At 48.8% G+C, this 22827-nt stretch carries 13 protein-coding genes; 8 read left to right on the top strand and 5 right to left on the bottom strand.

Annotated elements, in window-relative coordinates:
- Positions 1-122 precede the first annotated feature (122 nt).
- The 4 genes from thyA to rppH all read right to left on the bottom strand — a co-directional run bounded on the left by thyA (position 123) and on the right by rppH (position 4824).
- Positions 123-917 carry a thymidylate synthase gene (gene thyA, locus DZE2538_RS04250; protein ID WP_019844340.1) on the bottom strand — a complete coding sequence of 265 codons (795 nt, stop codon included), beginning with the start codon at positions 915-917 and terminating at the stop codon, positions 123-125.
- 31 nt (positions 918-948) lie between these two features.
- The gene (lgt, locus tag DZE2538_RS04245) at positions 949-1812 is read right to left on the bottom strand and encodes a prolipoprotein diacylglyceryl transferase (RefSeq protein WP_012883630.1); all 864 of its coding nucleotides are present in this window, start codon (positions 1810-1812) and stop codon (positions 949-951) included.
- 223 nt (positions 1813-2035) lie between these two features.
- Positions 2036-4282 (bottom strand): phosphoenolpyruvate--protein phosphotransferase, encoded by a 2247-nt coding sequence (gene ptsP, locus DZE2538_RS04240; protein ID WP_023639073.1) that lies wholly within the window; start codon positions 4280-4282, stop codon positions 2036-2038.
- Positions 4283-4296: 14 nt separating this feature from the next.
- Positions 4297-4824 (bottom strand): RNA pyrophosphohydrolase, encoded by a 528-nt coding sequence (gene rppH, locus DZE2538_RS04235; RefSeq protein WP_012883628.1) that lies wholly within the window; start codon positions 4822-4824, stop codon positions 4297-4299.
- A gap of 410 nt (positions 4825-5234) precedes the next feature.
- Here rppH and DZE2538_RS21015 point away from each other — a divergent pair, with 410 nt between their 5' ends.
- The 5 genes from DZE2538_RS21015 (at position 5235) to DZE2538_RS04210 (ending at position 8788) form a co-directional block, all read left to right on the top strand.
- Positions 5235-5399, top strand: a complete 165-nt coding sequence (locus DZE2538_RS21015; protein ID WP_155242647.1) for a hypothetical protein — start codon at positions 5235-5237, stop codon at positions 5397-5399.
- Positions 5400-5595: 196 nt separating this feature from the next.
- The gene (mutH, locus tag DZE2538_RS04225) at positions 5596-6282 is read left to right on the top strand and encodes a DNA mismatch repair endonuclease MutH (RefSeq protein WP_038915672.1); all 687 of its coding nucleotides are present in this window, start codon (positions 5596-5598) and stop codon (positions 6280-6282) included.
- 175 nt (positions 6283-6457) lie between these two features.
- Positions 6458-7174 carry a TerC family protein gene (locus tag DZE2538_RS04220; RefSeq protein WP_019844344.1) on the top strand — a complete coding sequence of 239 codons (717 nt, stop codon included), beginning with the start codon at positions 6458-6460 and terminating at the stop codon, positions 7172-7174.
- Between the two features lie 153 nt (positions 7175-7327).
- Positions 7328-7546, top strand: coding sequence for a YgdI/YgdR family lipoprotein (locus DZE2538_RS04215; RefSeq protein WP_012883625.1), 219 nt, complete (start codon positions 7328-7330; stop codon positions 7544-7546).
- Positions 7547-7747: 201 nt separating this feature from the next.
- Entirely contained in the window at positions 7748-8788 is a 1041-nt protein-coding gene (locus DZE2538_RS04210) for an NADP(H)-dependent aldo-keto reductase (RefSeq protein ID WP_038915670.1), read from the top strand.
- An 86-nt stretch (positions 8789-8874) separates the two neighbouring features.
- Here the strand turns inward: DZE2538_RS04210 and DZE2538_RS04205 are convergent, their stop codons facing one another.
- Positions 8875-12015, bottom strand: a complete 3141-nt coding sequence (locus DZE2538_RS04205; RefSeq protein ID WP_413783128.1) for an autotransporter domain-containing protein — start codon at positions 12013-12015, stop codon at positions 8875-8877.
- 1224 nt (positions 12016-13239) lie between these two features.
- On the opposite strand from DZE2538_RS04205, the gene DZE2538_RS04200 reads away from it, so the two are divergent.
- From DZE2538_RS04200 to DZE2538_RS04190, 3 genes are all read left to right on the top strand, one after another.
- Positions 13240-13866, top strand: a complete 627-nt coding sequence (locus DZE2538_RS04200; protein WP_038915668.1) for a hypothetical protein — start codon at positions 13240-13242, stop codon at positions 13864-13866.
- An 838-nt stretch (positions 13867-14704) separates the two neighbouring features.
- On the top strand, positions 14705-15349 hold the full coding sequence (locus DZE2538_RS04195) for a hypothetical protein (RefSeq protein WP_038915667.1): 645 nt from the start codon (positions 14705-14707) through the stop codon (positions 15347-15349).
- A 56-nt stretch (positions 15350-15405) separates the two neighbouring features.
- Positions 15406-22818, top strand: a complete 7413-nt coding sequence (locus DZE2538_RS04190; protein WP_152486118.1) for a glycoside hydrolase family 113 — start codon at positions 15406-15408, stop codon at positions 22816-22818.
- Positions 22819-22827 lie beyond the last annotated feature (9 nt).

The raw sequence follows: 22827 nt of genomic DNA, 5'->3' as shown, positions 1-22827 counted from the left end.
CTTTCCACCTACAGATAAAAAAACCGCCCATCGACAAGGTACCGGACGCAACAACAGGAAACGCACTTTCCATTGTCGGCCGTACCCGCCTCTGGGCGGTGAGATTCGTGTGGGATTAAGATTTAGACCGCGACCGGTGCCTTGATGGCCGGGTGTGGGTCATATCCCTCAATGTCAAAATCTTCAAAACGATAATCAAACAACGACTCCGGGCGGCGCTTGATAACCAGCTTCGGCAAGGGACGCGGCTCGCGGCTGAGCTGCAGGCGAGTCTGTTCCAGGTGGTTGTTATATAGATGGGTATCGCCACCGGTCCAGACGAAATCGCCGACTTCCAGATCGCACTGCTGCGCCATCATGTGCACCAGCAACGCATAGCTGGCGATGTTAAATGGCAGGCCAAGGAAGATGTCGCAGGAGCGCTGGTACAACTGGCAGGAGAGTTTACCGTTAGCCACGTAGAACTGGAAAAAAGCATGGCACGGTGCCAGCGCCATTTTATCCAGTTCACCCACATTCCAGGCGGAAACGATGATGCGACGCGAATCCGGATCCTGTTTCAGTTGTTTTAGCACAGTCTGGAGTTGGTCTATCTGACGGCCATCCGCCGCGCCCCAGGCACGCCACTGCTTACCGTAAACCGGCCCCAAATCGCCATTCTCGTCCGCCCATTCATCCCAAATGGTGACCTTATTGTCATGCAGGTAACCGACATTGGTATCGCCATTGAGAAACCACAACAGTTCGTGGATGATCGAGCGCAGGTGGCAACGCTTAGTGGTCACCAGCGGGAACCCTTCCTGCAGGTTGAAACGCATCTGATGACCGAAAATCGATAACGTTCCCGTGCCCGTGCGGTCATCCTTGGGAGTCCCTTCTTCGAGCACTTTTTTCATCAGTTCCAGATACTGTTTCATACCACCTCTATCTCAATAATTTTATCAACAATTACTGCCGGGCTGACTGGCGACGGTACGCCCATACCATCATCAAAATACCCGCTAACACCATCGGTACCGACAGAATCTGCCCCATACTGATGCCGCTAAACAGCCCCAATTGTGCATCCGGCTGGCGGAAAAATTCCACAATAATACGGAAACAGCCGTAGCCAATTAGAAACAGCCCGGACACGCTACCCATCGGGCGCGGTTTACGAATAAACACATTCAGAATGATGAACAGCACCACCCCTTCCAGCGCCAGTTCATACAACTGCGACGGATGACGCGGCAATACACCGTATTGGTTAAAAATAGCCTGCCACTGCGGGTTGCCCGCCGCCAGCGCCATATCCTCGCCGCGAGAACCGGGGAACAGCATCGCCCACGGCGTGTCTGTCGTGACACGGCCCCACAGTTCACCATTAATGAAGTTACCCAGGCGACCCGCACCCAGACCAAACGGAATCAATGGAGCAATGAAATCAGAAACCTGGAAGAAATGGCGTTTGGTACGGTGCGCAAACCACAGCATAACCGTGATAACACCCAATAACCCGCCGTGGAAAGACATGCCACCGTCCCACACCCGGAACAGATAGAGCGGATTATCCAGAAATAAAGGAAGGGCATAAAACAATACATAACCCAGACGGCCGCCGACAAACACGCCAAGAAAACCGAAATAGAGCAGGTTTTCTACTTCGTCTTTGTGCCATCCGCTACCCGGTTTGTTCGCCCGGCGCACCGCCAGCCACATGGCGAAAACAAACCCGACCAAATACATCAATCCATACCAGTGCAGGGAAACCGGTCCTAATGAAAAAATTACCGGATCAAACTTGGGAAATTCCAGATAGCTCGTCGTCATCGATCACCACATTCTTGTTGCTTTGTCCCTGATTTCGGGGCTATTAAGGGGCCGAGAGAAGGCAGCACCGCCATCGCCCGTCTGCGGTTGCGCATAATAGCATAGCCAGTAGAAACAGTTGGCAGCGAGGGAATAAAAGAACTGTAAACATTTCCGGGCAACGCAGCCCGGATGAGGGAATCAGGATCGAGAAATCCAGACAAAGAAATCGAACAGCCTGCGTTTAACGCCCGCCGCGAATCAAACCGCCCAATCCCCGCTCTTCAATGAAAATCGACGCCCACTGGCGGACTTCGCTGGCGGTTTGCGCGTTAAGCACTTTGTTGACCAGTTGGCGCGTTTCATCCTCGCCAATGCGGCGCAACAGGTATTTGATGCGGGCAACGCTGCGCCCGTTCATGCTCAGCGTACGGAACCCAAGACCAATCAGCAACAACGCACCCATCGGTTCGCCGGCCATCTCGCCACACACCGAAACAGGCAGCCGATAATGATGGCACTGGGTGATTATCATGTTCAGCGCCTGCAACATTGAGGGATGCAAGCTGTCGTAAAGCGAACCAACGTGTGGGTTATTGCGATCTACCGCCAGTAAGTACTGGGTCAGATCATTGGTGCCGACGGAAACAAAATCGATACGAGATGCCAGATGCGGCAACAGGAATAACACCGACGGCACTTCAATCATAATGCCGATGCGCGGGCGCGGCGACGGAAAACCAAGCAGTTCAGACACCTCCGCCGCGGCCCGGTCGATCAGCCGTTTTGCCTCGTCAATCTCATCCAGGCTGTTGATCATCGGCAGTAAAATGCTCAAATTGCCGATATGGGCGTTAGCACGCAGCATGGCACGAACCTGAATCATGAAGATTTCCGGCTGGTCCAGCGTGACACGAATACCGCGCCAGCCCAGACAAGGGTTTTCCTCACTGATGGGCAGATAAGGCAACTGCTTGTCAGCGCCGATATCCAGCGTACGCAACGTCACCGGTCGGGTCGGATACAGCCGCAACATGCCTTCATATTGCGTCATCTGCTCCTCTTCCGACGGGAAGCCGTTTTGCAGCATGAACGGAATCTCGGTGCGATACAGGCCGACGCCGTCAACCTGATTGATAAAACGCTTCTCATGCTCGGCACTCAGACCAGCATTGAGCATCACATCCACCCGTTCACCGCTTTTCAGCACCGCCGGGCGTTCCATATCGTCTTCCGCCAGCCGGGTGAGCTCGTTTTCTTCGCTCAGCAGGCGTTGATACTCCTGCACCAGCACCGGCTCCGGGTCCACCAGTAGCTCGCCGCGATACCCATCCAGCACCAGCAAGCGCTGATGCAGCAGATCAGGCTGAATATCCGCGCCCATCAAAGTGGGGATGCCCATCGCTCGCACCAAAATAGCGGCGTGAGAATTGGCGGCACCGTCATAGGCCACCACCCCAGCCAGACGATCCTGCGGTACCTCGGCCAGCAATGTGGCGGTCAGTTCGTCGGCCACCAGAATAAAGCGCGGCGGCCACTGCCCATTGCTTTGGGCATTGTCGTCAAGATGGAACAGCAGACGCTGACCTAACGCACGCAGGTCACTGGAACGATCGCGCAGGTAAGGATCCTGTAGACTGGCAAACTGCGCCGCGAACCGCTCAATCACGACTTTGACAGCCCACTCGGCCACACTGCCGGTATCCACCTCCTGAAACAATTCGCGTTTCAGACGGGCATCGTTGAGCAAGTGGGAATAGAAATCGAAGATGGCTGCGCTCTCTTTTTGCGAGCTGGCGCTAAAACGTTTGCTGAAACGCCGAAACTCCGCGCCAGCCTCTTCCATCGCTACCAACAACCGGGAACGCTCACGATCGCTGTCAAGACTGGAGGCCGGGAATACCAGCTCCAACGACGGCTGGCTACGGTCCTGCCAGCCCGGAGCGATAGCGACACCGGAAGAAGCCGCCATCGCTTTAATGCGTGTCTGGCGGAATTGCCCGAACAACGCTTTCATCTGGGATTGGGAAAGGATGGCCGCCATCTGGGTGGCCAGCGTCACCATAAACGACTCTTCGTTTTTGTCGAACTGCCGGTGCTCGCGCTGCTGCACCACCAGCACACCCAACAACTGGCGTCGGTGGATAATCGGCACACCCAAAAATGACCGAAAATGCTGTTCACGGACAGCGGGAATGAACTTGAAACTGGGGTGGCTTTGCGCATCCGCCAGATTGATAGGCTCCGCGCGATCGCCCACCAGGCCGACAATCCCCTGCCCAAACGCCAGCGTGATGGTACGACCGCGCGGCTTTTTCAACCCGCGCGTCGCCATCAGGTAATAACATTGACGATCGTGATCAGCCAGATAGATAGAACAGACTTCCGTATCCATCGCCAGACAGGTTTCATTAACCAGAATGTCCAACGCATCACTCAGCCGGGCCGCGGCCGCAACCTTTTCAATAATTTCTCGCAGTCGCGTGAGCATCATGATGTGTCGGATTATCCTCGTTTTCGTCTGGTGCCTGATGATATTCGGGTAGCCGAATTCTCCTGTAGCTGCATCACGGCGATGACAAACTCCTTCATCACCTTACGGTAAACATCTCGTTTGAACGACACCACCTGGCGTACCGGATACCAGTAGCTCACCCAACGCCATCCGTCGAATTCCGGGGTGCCGCTGCTTTGCATATTGATGTCGGATTCATTACACATTAACTGTAGCAGAAACCATTTTTGCTTTTGGCCGATACATACCGGTTTTGTATCCCAACGCACCAAACGTTTTGGCAATTTATAGCGTAACCAGCTTCGGGTGGAAGCCAGGATACGAACGTCCTTTTTCCGCAGCCCCACCTCCTCGAACAGTTCGCGGTACATGGCTTGTTCCGCGCTTTCTCCGGGGTTGATCCCCCCTTGAGGAAACTGCCAGGAGTGCTGGCCGTAGCGGCGAGCCCACAATACCTGACCCTGCCGATTACAAATTACAATACCAACATTCGGGCGGTAGCCATCATCGTCGATCACCGGACTACCTCGATAAACTAGAATGCAAAGATGACTCGATTGTTTCACACTCCTGACAGACGGTAAACTCCCGCTTTACTTCCCTTTTATTGATGTGTTTGCTCCAATCGCGACACAGTCGGTGGCCTGGGTCGCAGCCTTGCCATTCCCACGAGATTTTAGATAACACATCGGTAACCCACAGATAGGATCGAAGTTATAAACATTCGCATGGCAATTCCGTCGGTTTATTCACTTTTTCTGTGGACATCTTTGTGAAGAACATCATGAAAAAGTGAGCAAAACTCATAGCAGCTTTTATGTGAGCGTGATCTACCCCGCTAAATTGCCATTCCCTTTCAACGAATTAACCGGCTTTTCCCCGTTCAATCCACTTCTCACCACTACCCGGTGCAAATCCGGTTTTCAGAATGGCGAAAGATCGCACTACGCCGGTTTTATCCACAGGCAAAGCGGGAAAACCAGCCAAAAAATCAGCAAAACCAGCAAAAACACCGCCCGTCAAGGCTGTAAATCAAAACAGTAATCCTGAGTTATCCCAGTTATCCCAAAAATCTGTGGATAACATGGTGTAAAATCCTGTTCATTGTCGGTGTCTTGTCATGAACAAAAACCGGCAGTATGTTTTTCACTGTGGGGAGTCGGAGAAAAATTATAAAAGAATCATGCTATTATTATTTTTTTCCTGAATAGCTGAATACCTGACGTTATCCCCCGTTATAGCTGTACTTTTTTTAATCAACCCTGTTATCAGTAACGGATACTCGATCCATGCAGACACCCACGCCCCATCAGGTACCGCCGGACAGCGAACACACACTGTTGCTACGGGCACAAGCTCTGGCTGGTTACTCACTGGCGGAACTGGCTCGTATCGCCCAATTACCGTTGCCTGCCGACCTGAAACGCGACAAAGGCTGGATAGGCGTCTTGCTGGAACGCTTTCTGGGTGCCAGCGCCGGTAGCAAACCCGAGCAGGACTTCCCCGATATCGGGATTGAGTTAAAAACCATCCCGGTGGATGAACAAGGGCGTCCGCTGGAGACTACCTTTGTCTGCGTAGCGCCGCTCACTGGCAACAGCGGCGTCACCTGGGAAAGTAGCCATGTGCGCCATAAATTGGCCAGAGTACTGTGGATTCCGGTGGAAGGTTCACGCCCTATTCCGCTGGGGGAGCGGCGTATCGGTGCGCCGCTGTTGTGGAGCCCCAGTCCTGAAGAAGAACAACAATTACGTCAGGATTGGGAAGAACTGATGGATTTGATTGTGTTGGGCAAGGTGGAAAGCATTACCGCCCGTCACGGCGAGGTGTTGCAATTGCGCCCCAAAGCCGCCAATAGCCGGTCACTGACGGAGGCGATTGGCGAACACGGGCAACCGATTATGACGCTACCACGCGGTTTTTATCTGAAGAAAACCTTTACCACCCCGCTATTGGCCCGCCATTTTCTGTTGTAATACTCCAACGCGGCCGTATACCAGGCGTCTATGCCTACTGTATCGCGTTATCACCGGATACATGGCTGGCCGACACTGTCGTCTGAAAAGAAGGCGGCGATAAATCCGCTTGCCTGTGCGGCATCAGGCCGGAGATAATAGTCATTTACATTTCGTTTAAGGATGCACTGAGATAATGTTCGATTGGATCGCAGACCCTAATGCCTGGCTGGCGCTAGGGACCCTCACCATATTGGAAATCGTCCTTGGTATCGACAACATCATCTTTTTGTCGCTGGTTGTCGCCAAACTGCCTAAACATCAACAGAATAAAGCCAGACGTATCGGTTTACTCTGCGCCATGCTGATGCGGCTCTGCCTGCTGGCGTCCATCGCCTGGGTTATCAGGCTGACCAATCCACTGTTTAGCGTATTCGGACAAGCCGTTTCGGCACGCGACCTGATCTTGTTCCTCGGTGGTCTGTTCCTTATCTGGAAATCCAGCAAAGAAATTCACGAAACGATCGAGGGCGGCTCGGAAGATCATACATCACAGGTACATTCGTTCTTCGGTGCCATCGTGCAAATTATGCTGCTGGATATCATCTTCAGCCTGGATTCTGTGATCACCGCCGTTGGCCTGTCTGACCACCTGTTTATCATGATGGCTGCCGTGGTGATTGCCGTCGGTGTCATGATGTTTTCCGCACGCCCTATCGGTGAGTTCGTCGACCGTCACCCCTCGGTGAAAATGCTGGCGTTGTCGTTCCTGATTCTGGTGGGCTTTACACTGATTCTTGAAAGCGTCGCGATTCATGTGCCGAAAGGCTACATCTATTTCGCCATGTTCTTCTCTATGTCGGTGGAAGCGCTGAACCTGATGCGCGGTAAGAAATCCGTCAAAAATCAGTAATTCTCTGGCGGGAAACGGTGTATTCACCGTTTCCCCGCTTATCCTTACGTATCTTTTTAATTTTTTTACCATAAATCCTAACCTCATCCGAACGACGCTTTGCTAGACTGAAAAAATATTCAATTTTTTTGCTAAACAATAGGTAAATTCAGCATGCGATCACGGATAACAACCGCCATTGCCCTGACTTTTGTGGTCCTACTCTCCGGCTGTGCCAGCCACTATGTTATCGCCACGAAAGACGGTCAGATGCTGTTGACCAAAGGAAAGCCCGTGCTGGATCCCGCAACCGGACTGCTCAGTTATACTGATGAAGATGGTGTACAACACCAGGTCAACAACGACGGTGTTTCTCAGATAATGGAACGCTAATGGGTGATTCAGGGCGGTTTGAAGGATACGTACCAAACCGCCTTCGTTGCAGTCTCCCGCTCAGGGGGACGTCGTTTTTGCCCTGATCAATGCGTAGTCTGACCGCACAAAGGGTCTTCCCCCCTCGTCATAGCTTAGTTATAGTCAAAATTGCGGTGCCGTCGCACCCGCGTTACTCAGAAGAATAAAAAGGAAACCGCAATGCTCTATCACCGTATTCCCCACAGCAGTTTGGAAGTCAGTACACTCGGTTTGGGTACCATGACCTTCGGCGAGCAAAATAGCGAAGCAGACGCCCATGCCCAGTTGGATTTTGCGGTTGCCGCCGGTGTTAATCTGATTGATACCGCAGAAATGTACCCGGTTCCGCCACGGCCGGAAACGCAGGGACTCACGGAGAGCTACATCGGTTCCTGGCTGAAAAGCCGCGGTGGGCGTGAAAAGCTGATCATCGCCAGCAAAGTCTCAGGACCGGCGCGTCTCAATGACAGTAGCTTACGCCCGCAGCAGGCGCTGGATCGCAAGAATATCCGCGCCGCACTGGACGACAGTCTCAAACGCCTGAACACCGATTATATCGACTTGTATCAGCTACACTGGCCGCAGCGTCAGACCAACAGCTTCGGCAAGCTCAATTACCAGTACACCCAGGAAAAACCGGCCGTCACGTTACTGGAAACCCTGGAAGCGCTAAACGAACAGGTACGGGCGGGGAAAATCCGCTATATCGGTGTATCGAACGAAACCCCATGGGGGGTGATGCGCTATTTGCAACTGGCGGAAAAACATGAGTTGCCGCGTATCGTCTCTATTCAGAACCCCTATAGTCTGCTGAACCGCAGCTTCGAGGTCGGTCTGGCGGAAGTCAGCCAACATGAAGGCGTGGAACTGCTGGCCTACTCGCCGCTGGCATTCGGCACCTTGACGGGGAAATACCTCAACGGCGCTAAACCGGCAGGCGCGCGTAATACGCTGTTTAGTCGTTTTGTCCGCTACTCGGCACCGCATACCCAGCAAGCCATTGCCGAATATGTGGCGCTGGCACAGAAGCACGGTCTCGACCCGGCGCAAATGGCGTTGGCGTTTGTGCGCCAGCAACCGTTTGTCGCCAGCACCCTGCTCGGCGCGACAACGCTGGAACAGTTAAAAACCAATCTGGATAGCCTGAACCTGACGCTCAGTGAAGAGATCCTGACGGAACTGGAAGCGATCCACCGCCGCTTTACTATTCCCGCACCGTGATGGTGTACTGCTTCATAATGGTGTAGTGCACGTTGATAATATACTGCGCCTTCCCGGGAAGGCGCAGTTCCCACAGTACCGTTCAGTCAGAACGCCATGCTAAATAACGCCTGAGCGCTGTCATCTTTAATGCGGGTGGCGCGATCGCCTTGATACCCCAGTGACAAATGCATATTACGGGAAAAATCCACCGCCACGCCTGCCCGCATCAGACGCGTGTTATCCGCCAGCGGCAGCCCTTGTGTGGTAAAGGTATCGCCACCGGAAACAAAGCGTAAACGCACCTGATTGTCATCGTGGGTTAAACGATGCTGATAGCCGATATCCCCATACAACGACACTGGCAGGCGCGATAACGGCCGGACTTTCAGGCGTAAACCGCCGGTCGCAAAGGCGCTGCGGCTGGTCTCTTTATCAAACGCCAGTGCTGCACTGTTACCGCCCTCCTGCCCTGCCTGATTTTGCAGCCAGACCCAGGCGGTATTGCCATAGGGCTCGACACTGACGTTATCAAAGAAATCAAAGCGGTGACTGGCTTCCACAAACCCTTGAGCCAGATTGGCGCGATAATCACCGGTTGCCTGCCCATCCAGACCGGAGACCGTAATACCGCGCTGGCTATCGAGCGTGATATGGCTGTAACTCAGGCCAGAGCGCAGATCGAGCGCCAGTGCCCGACCAGACAAATACACACCGGCATGCAAGGCGTTCAGATCACCTCTGGATGCACGAGAGTCCATCGTGATTTGCCCTTTTTCCGCACCAACGGCAACCCCCAACGCCCCTTGTTCGCCAACCGGGGTACCATTGCCAAGCAACACGCCATAACCATTGTGTTTGATTCCGGCCTGTACGCCGTTGCTATCCTGCCGCCCTTCATACCCCCAGCTACTGACCCAGGGTTCCACGCCTTTGCCTGCACTGCTCATGGTATTGTTCAGAATCTCTCTAACCGACTGACTGTTGTGAATCAGCGCGTTGCGTGCTGTGGCATAAAACTCACCGTTCAGATTATCAAACGCACGCCGGGCGCTGTCGGCATCCGGCAGATCAGCAATTGCGCTCAATACCGCCGTGCCCGATTGGTTATCAATGGCGTTAGCTATCGCACTCTGATTCGCGGTTTGCGCCACATCGCTAAAACGCACACTGTTACGCACCACACTGACCAGCGCACTTTGCGCGTTATAGGTCAATGCATTGGTCAAAAACAGCGAATTGTTTGTCGACTCCAGTGCATCAAATGCACCGGTCAAGGTGCCAGCCTTCACCAGCGTGAACTGCGCCCCCAGATGGGCGGGAGCTTGCCCAACCAGCTTAACCGTCCCGGCCAACTGGGCAGTATTCGTCACCACCAGTTGATCAGCATTACCTTGTTGATCGATCTCCACCAGATAAATGGAGCCGGGCTCAAAGCGTACATTGCCCACCGTGAGTGTGCCGATTGAATTGCCCGGTGATAATGTGCCGCCATTCTGTACCACGACAGAGCCGTTGATAGTACCATGCCCGCCGAGTATCGCGCCGGATAATACCCAGGCGTCACCGGCCAGATGCCCGGCATCACCGGCGACCTTACCGACAATCAGCTTGCCACCCTCTACTACCGTCGGACCGGCAAAGGTGTCATTCCCTGTCAGGTATAGCGTACCGGCACCCTGCTTACGCAGGCCGACATCCAGCCCAAGCAGCGCACTCCCATTGGTGGTGTTTTTCACCTGACCGATGTCGTTACTCCAGGTACTATCAATACCTTTGGTATCAATAGAGTACAGGGCAAAATTCCCACCAAACGTGCCGCTACTGAGATCGCTGTCCACCAGACGTTTCGCGTTAAGTAAACCGGGGCCTTGTACCGCTTTAAACGCATTGACGACCCCTTGCCCGAATAGCGCCTGATAGTCACTCTGTGACATCACGGTAATATTCTGGTCGGCAGCCGCGCTCAAAATCGCCGCACGCACCTGATCATCCGTCATACCGTTATAGGGGCTTTTTATTTTCAATGAGCTTATTAGTGTGGTCAGTTCATCATCGGTGAAGGTAATACCGGTATGGGTGGAATACACCTTGATAGCCGTACCGGTGAGCGACTGATTCTCGTCATACTGTTCATTCGCCAGTACCACCGCTTTCGGCAACGCATCACCCGTCAGTGGCGTCGCGGTCGACAACAGCACATCCGCAATCTGCTTGCCACTCATATAGGGAAATGCCTGGCTGACCAGTGCACCAACCCCCGCGACATAAGGTGAAGCGAATGACGTGCCGCTCACCCGAAAATAAGTGTTATTGGTGGAGGGTGTAATGATATTAACGCCCGGAGCCAGCAGACTATACTCGGTCGCGCCCTGCGCCAGGTTGCTGAAGGTGGCAATAAACGCCGCGCTGCTGGTCGGCTGCGAGGGATCATAAGCCATGACGTTAATCCAGGTATTGGCGATATTGTCCTGAAGGCCATTGTTATCCAACACAGTCGGCAGCGCGGAAAACAGTGTCGGTGTCAGGTGTCCTTCGTTACCGGCGGACATCACCATTAACTGCCCCTGACTGGCCAGCACATTCCCTGCGCTGACATAAGCAGGGACCACCGTATTGAGCAGCAAGTCCTGCATGGCAGCCGAGTAAGAGGAAAGCTGGTCGGGATAGAACAGAAACCCCCAACTGTTGCTGATGATTTTCACATCCGGGCGGTTGGTCATATCCACCATGCCCTGCAATAAATCCCCAATGGAATTATCCGTTCCCAGCGTTAACAGGTTCGAGTCATAGGCAATGCCTTGTACCCCAACCCCATTGCGGGCAGCGCCAATCACCCCGGCGACCCAATAACCGTGCGGGCTGGCACTGCTGGGGTCGCTAATCCAGTGTGAACCTGAGTCCACCTTGCCATTGAATTCATCATTACTGGATAAATCCCCGACGCGGTTAATAATACCAACGGTGACCCCAGCACCGCTGTACCCCAGTGCATACGCATCAGCCGCGTGGATAGAATCGAGCGCGGCACCGTTGCGCAGATATTCAGGTGTGCGAAAATCCTCAGCGGTTGCGGCATAACCCGGCGAAACCGCCCCGCTAATGCTCAGCATCAATAATACTATCGCGAGACATCCTCTCTTAACGCGAACGCTCTTAACGCGAATGTTATCGATGACAACCCGGCAGATGTGATGAAAAAAATCCGTTTTTTGGGCATGAGAAGCCCCTAACGTCTGAAACGTCATGCGCATATGACTCATCCTGGCAATGAAAAAATAATAAAATCTCAATAAGCGGATCGGGAGATCCGATAATCAAGCAGTACGGGACGTTTTATTTGCTGTGCGAGGAGTGACGCCTTACTCATTATTCCCTTCATGCGCCATTACGCATTGGGGGACAGGGATGAGAAGCCGTCACTAAAAGAGAATATTGATGAATCTCGTTGAACAAAAAAGCGCTCAATCGTCATCATCATAGTGGTGAAAATACCGCCTATTGGTGCATACCTTGCCATCATCAACCGTCATCCTTATTCGGTAATACATTCCATTTAATACATTCCATTGCTTCAGAGGCAGCACTATGTTTGTCATAACCCGTCACACTTCGTGTATCACACTTCAGGTTTCAGAGACGGGTTTAAAATACGTTGGGTATCAACTCCCAACCATTAACACATCGACCTGCAACCCGGTGACCATGGGCCTGTTTTTACAGAATGACATCATTCCATAACGAAAATCTGCACTTCTTAATAATATTCTTACACAAGAAAAATGAACAAAACAAGCCATTTCATTTTCAATTTCGTGAAATAAAATAGAATAGAAACAAAATTAAAATAAATAGAAATATCAAGAAACAATGACGTAAATAAGGAAATGAGGAAGTTTAATAAATGTAAATCACGGCAAGAGTGGATCCGGTGAGCATCGAATACAGCAGGTTCAGCGGACGATTTCACTATTCTGCCACTAGCTCTTTAGCAGCATTGGTTACTTTGGATATCTATACCCTTCATACTTCAAGTTGCAGGTGCGTTGGCTGCCTCTCTCACCCCAGTCACTTACTTATGTAAGCTCTTGGGGATTCGCTCGATTGCCGCCTTCCTGCAACTCGAATTATTTTGGGTACACACTATTGGTGGATAAGCCCATTTCATCACTAAAAGCCATGATTTTCTTGTCATATAAATCCAAACATTTATATCAATTACAATAAGATACTTATAATTACAATATATTCATTTTTATAAAATAAAAAGACAAAGAATAACAAAAAAAGATTAAATTCAAGATTGCTTATTGATTTTTATGTTGAATTAATAGATGGGCTGGTGTTTTTCTATTGCCACCATTGATTTACCTGATAGCACTTCATCTTTATAGCAATAATATTTTCACATAAGAATTTACCCCCTCCTATCTTTAAAAATTATTACTTATAGGCTTCATGAAATGACCATCATGAATAAATCACCAAGGCATGAGTTACATTCACTATTAATTCTCAAAGCTATTACTATGATTTTTATCATAGGGTACTCAATTAACGTAGCATTTGCAGAGAACCCTAGTGTAATCGGCAATTGGAATATGACGAAGGAAACGTCTTACCCTTCAACCTGTGAGGAACCACAGATTGAACTTTTTTCTTGCCGGTTAATTTCAACGAAGATAGTTTCACTATGTATGAATAAAAAATCACGAAGCCTTGAGTTTCGTATTAACAAAGAAAAGGATAATACCGATGTAATGATGCTCAGTAGCGTTACTCAGGTTATCAGCACTGCATCTGCAGGGGGTGCGACTATCCTATCGGGTAAAACACATGGAGGAGATCTAACATTATTTCTTGATAACAATTATGCTGATGATAGCGGAAGTGCCATTATATTCCCCAACCAATCTGCCGTTGGTTGCATCCATAACGCAATACGCGACCCCATTCATGTTATTTCTAACACCCCCGCCCCTATTACGATATGGAGCTTGTTACCCTTAGGGATAACTATGCCTTTCTTTAATGAAATCAAAGATCAAGAAATACGTGAGAAAAAGATGAAAAAGCTTTGGCTGTCATGGCCTGAGTAGTTTTACACATATATACCCAAAATAATTCGAGTTGCAGGACAACACGCTCGCGTGTTGAACAACGCCACGCGTTGGCCCTTTAGGGCAAGGCTCGTTAGAGCCTTGTAACGCGGCAAGTGAATGACAAATTCGTTGGGAACGAATTTGACCAGCCAACGGCTGGCCTCTGGTGAGAGACAGGATGTCTCTCATTTCATCCCGATGAGCTTTCAGGGGGTCCGCTTTTGCCTTTTGGTTGATTGATCCTACCCACGTAATGTGGACACAGCCCTAAGCGAGGTTTTCGTTTTCAAATTGTTCCGGGCTGAGACCGCCACAGGCACTGTGACGGAATTCACCACAATGCAGTCAAGATAAACCATGGGATACAGCAGGCTCACTGGACAGTTTTACTATTCTGCCACTTGCTCTTTGGCAGCATCGGTTACTTTGGGCATCCACCCCATTTGTAGACAAGCTCATTTCATCACTAAAAGCGATGTTCGTGTTGCTGATAAAAACCAAAGTATTCATTAAATTACATTCATGTGAAAAAAATTTCATTTTGTTACCCTTTAATAAATAAAGAGTAAAATAATAACAATATAAAATAATTAACACGTGGGTTGACATATGGCATTTCTATTTTCACTCATATATGATTATTAAATATGCATTAGGTTTCCATTTAGTAGCTTAATGTAATTATATTTTAAATACATAATTTAAACATGCATTAATGTTTTTTATGTTTAAATAAAAATCTTCTTTTTTACCAAAAAAGAAAATTATTTCATTATCCAGCTCATTCTGATCTTAGAATAAAAACCCTCAAACATTAGAGGAATTAACTTAAAGAATGAAAAAATTAAAACTTCCAATATCAAGATTAAAACTAACTGTGTTTTCATCACTTTTGTTAATAACATCAAGCAACATTCAATATTTGATAAAATATCAAAACTTATCGGATTACGCTCATGCTTTTTATAGAATAAGTTATTTATTATTCTTCATTTCACTAACAATTCTATTTTTTGAAAAAAAAGGGCTTGCCTTTTTTATTTTAATTAATACATTAGTTGTTTTAACCTTCTATGATTTTGAGAGTAGCCTTCTCCACTATAGCTTTGAATTTTACAAAAAAAGTCATCCAGATTTATTTTCAAAGTGTATTAAAGAAGAATACCATAACCCAGAAAAACAGATTCTAGCCTATTGTTTTAGCACAAATGAGCCGGCGCATACTTTTGATAGAGATGTTATGTATGACTCAGGAAATGAATTACAGAAGCAAAACGCTGAACGCTCGTGTGAATGGGATGATGCGTTTAAAAAACTTGCTATGCAGAACAGCTTTAGTATGCTTCATAGCTTTGCCATGGCTGAAAATGTTGATGTAATAAACTTTAATGTTATTAATCTTGGATCATCCTATTATGAGATTCGATATTCCATTGATCCATTATATACTCCATTGACACAAAAGAAATCTTGTAAATAGAAATCAATAACACCCCATGAAGTTACATTATTAATTTCTTTGAGGTTTAAATAATAATGAATGAATTAACACCTTCCTCAACATTCAATGTTGCTGGTCTTGATGATAAAAGAAACACTTCTTTGGTAGCTGCTCATTTCATAAAGGATATCAATGGAAATCCAATTGTTGACCCGGTACCCGGTGGGTCACAGGTGAACCGAGTTTATCTTTCAGACGGTACAGTTCTTTCAGGTAAAGACGCTAACCCCAATAATTGGTTAATTGGCCCTGCATCATACTCAATATCTGATGCTGAATCATTTGCCGAGCAAATTCGCACATTGTCGGGGTTTTCATCTGAAAATGTCGCCTCTGACGTTATGACAAGTTCACTATTAAGTGCCTTTGGCGCGATGACTTCTGCGTTTGTGCAAGGCGGCACCCAAGATCTACAGCGCAATCCTGCATGGGGAATTCCTTCTGGTTTTGCTGTCCCTGCTTTTGTTGATGTAGCATCATACCATTTAGGGGTTGTTACTAGTCTTTCCGGGCTTCCTATCGATGCAGCGGAGATAGGTGGTGGTACACTTAATTTTTATCATGCTACTAAAGGTATATATGATGAATTAATGAAAAGAAGTAAAGAGATAGAAGACGGTGTTTATGATGGTAATTTTATATTTCCAAGTATAAACACCGACGGTGCTTACTTTCTTAGCACAGCAAATGAAGCGAATATAAATGCTGGATTTGCATATGGAAATGCCCTTTTGCAAGGCATTACGGGCGTTGAAAACACCACCGTCACTTCTTTATCTAACTCTTATACTATTGACTTAATTGGTGGTCCTCCCTCAGCAATATCTCAAACACCTGCTGGTGTTCCGGTAGTGAGTGATAACAATATTTCTGTTGCCATGTATCAGGGTGGCTCACTGATTGTGAATGGTACAGGTAACTTCATTTCTTCTGGTGATAATACAAACCTTACTGTCAATGGTAGTGATAACACGGTAGTCGTTGGCGATGGCAGTAATATTAGTATAAATGGGGTTCCTGGAAATATATTTGGTGGGACGAATACCAGAGTCAATATCTATGGTGACCCAAATAACCCTGACCAACTCACTGAGTCGAGGGTTAACGCGGCGGATGGAACATCACAAAGCACAACATATAATACTCTGGGTGCAGGTAGCACCGTTACGAATACCTACAGTGGACCAAACGAAACTGGCCGATTAACAGATACGTTAACCAATAATGTTGATGGTACATCGAGTGAGACTATCTATAGCGGCACTGACGATGGCAGTTCTGTTACTGATACGTTTAGTGGCCTTGGCGCAAAAGGCACACTGACGGAATCATTGGTGAATAATCCCGACGGAACCTCACAAGATACGGTCTACAACAGATTGGGGGGCAATTGGGTTTCGGTTGTTGATGATTACAGTGGGCCGAATGATACTGGCAATCTCACACATTCGCTGGTCAATAATGCGGATGGAACATCACAGGATACAATGTATGGAACACCCGGTGGTGCTCTGGTTTCAATGACTGAAACTTACAGCGGTGCTGATGGTACCGGTACATTAAGTAAATCGGTCATTAATTTTTCTGACGGTACATCCACTGAAACATTATATAGCCAGGCGGGAAACCTCAGTTGGACTGCGCTTACTAATAATTATGCATCCTGGAATGCCGGTGGTGCCCTGACTGCCAATCTTATCGATATAGCTCCCGGTGGTCTGGGAACCTCCGCCTATATTCCAGGTGGAGCCATTTGGAATGCGACAGGCGTACAACTTTCTTTCAATAATGCCACGCTTACCGTACCCGATTCTGTTTCATTGCCCTCCTTTTCAGCTAATTTGCTGAACGGCCCCGTAGAATCAAACGTATTCGATGCTTTTGCTGTTAGCTCCTTACAAAATGAAAGCCTGACATTAAGCAATTGGATGGATAACACTGATCAATATTCGCTGACCTCAGATATCCCTGCGACATTTGGGCATGATCTGGAGCAACAACTGACCAACAGCGCCGACAGCCTGGAAACAGATCAGGAGACAGAGAATACGTCTAGCGTTGATGGCAGTAGCGACGATGATGACAGTGATTCCGGTGACGGCGGCAATGGCGACAGCGGCGACAGCGGTGACGGCGGTGACAGCGGTGACAGCGGCGACAGCGGTGACGGCGGTGACGGCGGTAACGGTGGTGGTAACAGACGTGATGGTAGCGGCGATGGCGGTGGGGATGGAGGCGGGGATGGAGGCGGCGGTGGTGATGACCCGCTGGTATTGAGTCTTGATGGTCATGCGATTCAACTTATACCGCTCAATTTATCCCATGCTCTGGTCAACATTACTGGTCAGTCGATATTGTCCGGCTGGATTGGTGCAGATACAGGTGTACTGGCGCTGGTAACGGCAACCGGAACCCAAATTATTAACCCGTCCATGGTAGCCGACACCAGTGATGCGCTTTCCGTGTTGGAGAGTTTTGACGCTAATCATGATGGCGTGATTGACGCTACTGATGAGGTCTTCAGCCAGTTGAGGGTTCTGGTAGACCCCTCCGGCAATGGTACTGCGCAGGCTCAGGCATTCACGCTGACGCAGCTTGGTATTCAGGCTATCCGTCTGCAAAGCACTGCCATGACAGTCAACGCCAGCGGTAATCAGATTTCCAGGGTGGCAACTGTCGTTTTTGCTGACGGCAGTCTGGAACCTATTGAAAACGTCAGTTTTGCACAAGGAACTCCGGCAACAGGTTCTCAGTGGAACAGCACGGTTAATCCGGTTTGGCAGGAAATTGCCGCCATCGTTGCATCCACATTCAATAGTTCAGCCTTTGGCACAATCAATAATGGCTCTCTGCCGGATGGCAGCGTGGCAGGAGCAGCAACCAGCCAGACTCAGTCTGTAGCCTTGCAAGATAACGCAGTGATCATGAATCGCATTGCGATCAGCGCGGCGGGGAATGGTATTTCGATTAGAGACAACTTTCAGGTAACCATTAACGGCGCTGGCAGTGCGGTGACGTTGCATAATAACGATAGAGGTTTGATAAATGGTAATAATTTTGCTGTTGCTTTCGAAGGAAACGGCTCAACATTAACCACTAACGGTAATGTTAATAGTATTGACATCCAGGGCTCGAATAATTCAGCAACTGCGAACGGGAGTAATAACACTGTCGTTATTAATGGCATTAACGATACTGCCACCGCCAGTAGTAGTACGTTATTACTAATGAATAACAGTCAATCTGTTATTAACGGTATCGCTAATACTGTTGGGCTGGGTAGTAATGACCAACTGACCATTAATGGTGGTAATTTCACCATCGCCATTGAAGGAAATGCCTCGTCTCTCACAGCGAACGGCAATGACAACGATATTCTGGTCGTTGGAAACAATAATACTGTCTGGGCGAACGGTAATCATGATGTTGTCGTGATTGATGGTTTAGGTGATACCGCAAACATCGGCGGTGCCAGTCTCTTTATGGCTAATGGCAGCCAGCTTGTAGTTAACGGAAGTCAAGGTGTGATTCGTACCGGCGATAACGAAAATTTGCAGGTGAACGGTAGCGGATTCATGACAGCGGTTAACGGTAATGCCTCACAGGTCGTAGTTAATGGTGATGGTAACAATACTATTGCTAAAGGAATGAACGATACGGTTGTGATGAATGGTGGAATGGCCATCATGACGATGGTTGGGGATAGCAATAATCTAACTGTTAATGGTGATAAGGCCACCTTCTTTGTAGAAGGAAATAATAATGTGCTGGCCGCTAATGGCCAGGGTGATACGGTATATCTGGATGGACAGGGGGAAAGCATTGCCTTATCTGGTGGTTCGGCGATTCTCGCTGACGGGGATTCACTGACGATTAATGGCGGCAATGATGACGTTGTGCTGGGAAATAATGAAACCCTGGTTGCCAATGGCGGTAATTTTAACGTTTATCTGGAAGCAGATAACGCCACCGTCACCATGAATGGCGATACCGAGAAATTACTGGTTTCTGGTAATGGGAACACCATTACCGCCAATGGACAGGGGAACACTGCTGAAATATCAGGAACGGGCGATGTATTGAGTACCGGTAATGGCAAAATTGTTCTCTCTGATGCTAGCCAGCTTATCGTTAACGGCACCGGTGACGCTGTTCACGTCGGTAATGCAGATTCTCTGGTTGTTAATGGAGGGTCTTCGGTGTTGTTGGTTGAAGGCAGTGCATCCGTTGTCATAGCAAATGGTGATAAGCAAGCAGCAATTGTGCAGGGTGCGGATAACAACGTCACGCTTAATGGTGCACAGGCGGTGGTCACCGTTGTGGGTGATAACAATATGGTGACAGCAAATGGACCCAATGCCTGGATTCAGATGCAGGGTGAAGCGGACGATATTATTGCCAATGGCCCAGGAGATATTGTGCTGCTGCAGGGTGAAAATAGCACCCTGACTATAGGCGAAGGTAGCGTGGCGATTTCTGACGATACGCAGGCCGTGATTTCTGGTATCGATAATAAAGTCACGATCGGTAACCGCAATCTGGTCACCATTAAAGGGGGGGATTTCGTGGTAGACCTGATTGGTCAAAGCTCCACCGTCATGACCAACGGTGATCGTGAATTTTCGACGGTAAAAGGTAACGATGACACCCTAACTACTAACGGCAACGATGCTTATATTGTGGTCTCAGGAAATAATGATACCGTCAACGCCAATGGTGATGGCAATAATCTTAGTATTCATGGCCAGCAAAATGTCATCTATGCCAATGGTTCCAAAGATAAAATCTTACTTGATGGTGTACAAAATGATCTGCATACCAGCGGTAATACAATTACTCTCGCTGATAATAGCCAAGCCTGGCTAAATGGCGGTGGTAATACGATGAATTTGGGCAATTTGGATACAGTGTCGATTAATGGCAGCGGATACGCACTATCCTTTTCCGGCACAGGTAGCACAGCCTCTTTGCAGGGTAATTGGAACACCGTCAAAATCCAAGGCTCATCGAATAGCATGACTGCTAATGGTAACGGCAATATTATCGAAGATCAGGGAACGGGTAATACTGTTACGGTAAACGGTACTGGCGGAGAAATAACTGTTCAAGGTACCGGACAAAAACTAGCTATGGAAAGCGGTTCTGTCACAATCAATACAGGTGCTCAGGCCGTATTACAGGGGCATGGGAATATTGTTACAGCAGGGAATGCCGCGACTATTGAAGTGGATGGCGGCGATAACTGGGTTAATGCTCAGGCAAGTGACACTCTCATTCTTACCGGTGATTCTAATGGAGCAGGGTTTAGCGGAAATGGCGGGCAACTGACGGTTGACGGTAATGGTCAATATGGCCTGATGAATGGGGGACAAGCAACCCTTGCTGCCGGTGCTGGTTTCCAGTTAACGGGCAACAGCAATACGATTGTTGCTAATACTGACAGCACACTTGAACTTTCAGGCTCTGCCAATACAGTGCAAATGAGTCAGGGCAATTTAATTCTTCATGCTGTTGAGACGGGAAATACCACGGGTAATACCGATTTCCAGGTCAAAGGTTTTGGATACACATCAGCGAAGGACGGCCAGTTAGCTACTGCCGCTTCTACTGATTCGCTGCAAGCGTTACAGGCAACTGGCGCAAACTCCGTTCAACTGGTCGTCACGCAATATTTGGATTCTGTTACCAGTAACAGCATTGCTCCGACAGATGCTACAGAGTCAGATGCTAATCTCGAATTGGCGATTACCCAATCGCAGGCTGACGGTTTATCCGTATTACTCAAACCGCATATTGATATTACTGACGGAACCTGGCGGGCGCTGCTTGAGCCTTCGAACATCGACCAGTTTTTCGCAAATTACAAAACCTTTATTCTCCATTACGCAGCCATTGCGCAGGCAACGCATGTCAGCATGTTTAGTGTAGGTACGGAATTATCATCACTCAGTGGTAGCGCTTATCAGGGATACTGGGATGACATTATCTCAGCTGTACGGCAGGTCTACTCTGGGCCACTTACTTATGCTTCAGCATGGAATGAAACGGGTAACGTGAGTTTCTGGGATAAGGTCGACGTTATCGGTGCTAATGCGTATGAAGCGCCGACAAATATTACCGATCCGACCGTTGCGCAGATGGTGGCTGGATGGAATAGTGTTTCCAGCGACAGCTCAACAGCAGCGCTGTTCAACAATATGTCTCCCATTGATTTCTATCATGCATTGTCGACAACCTACAATAAGCCCGTGATCCTCACCGAAGTAGGATATCGTAGCGTAAACGCGACTAATACCTTAAATGGTGACTGGAGTGGTTTCCACTGGGTGGATTTCCAACAGCAAACCCGAGCGCTAGAAGCATTTTTCGAAGCATGGAATGGCGTCGGTAGTTGGATGGAGGGGGCATATTTATGGAACTGGGAAGCTAATCCTGCACAAGTTGCTGCGGATGATTTCAGTGTGCAGGGTAAACCTGCGCTGAATGTCGTGAATTCCTGGTATGGCAGTGACACCACAGCCGCTTCCACTGCCACCAATTTACTGAACGGAGACTTCAATACTGTCTCTATGGAAACGGGCAATACCCTGACCCTAAACGGCAATTCAAATACTGTCTCAATGTCAGGAAATGATGCCATCACGCTTAGTGGTACAGGAGATAGTTTTGCTGTGACCGGTAGCAATAATATTATCCAGACCAATGATGCAACAACAGTTTCCCTGAGTGCGGATACCGCTGCTGTAATGGTAACAGGTAATGGGGTGACGGTGACCGCCAGTGGTTCTGGAGACGCCGTTGCGAACGCCGGTGATCAGGCGACGATAACGTTGGAGGGTAAGGCCGATACGCTAGTGCTTTCCGGTAACAACAGCCTTATTCAGGTCGAGGGAGATAATGAGCTCATTTCTACCACCGGTCAGGGAAATAACATTACTGTTCTTGGTAACAATGCCACTCTACTCACTAGCGGCGCTACCGCTATTTCAATAGCGGGGGATAATCTGTTAGCTACCGTGCAAGGTAATAGTGATGTCATTGCAGTCACCGGCAGTAACACAGGCCTTACTGTTAACGGTTCTCTCGATACTATTCTGGCAAACAACAAAGATAACCTGACAGTTAGCATAACAAATACCACACAGGACGATGTATTGCTGTTCAATGGAACGGTGAGTGCCGACCAGTTGTGGTTTAGTCAGAATGGTAATGACCTACTGGCTGAAGTGATTGGCACAAATCAAAAAGTGGATATCAGCAACTGGTTTGAAGGGGCATCAAACCAGCTCGCTATCCAGTCGGGAGATGGGCACGCGTTGGTCACCACCCAATTAGATAATTTGATTAATACCATGGCATCCATGACTCCTCCTGCAGCGGGGCAAACTTCATTGAGTCAGGAGCAAATGACACAACTCAAGCCTGTCCTTGATGCAGCCTGGCATTAATATCTGATT

It is taken from the genome of Dickeya zeae NCPPB 2538, from assembly GCF_000406165.1.
Taxonomy (GTDB): domain Bacteria; phylum Pseudomonadota; class Gammaproteobacteria; order Enterobacterales; family Enterobacteriaceae; genus Dickeya; species Dickeya zeae.
The sequence above is the reverse complement of the archived record's forward strand: the minus strand, read 5'-3'. Positions and strand labels throughout refer to the sequence as shown.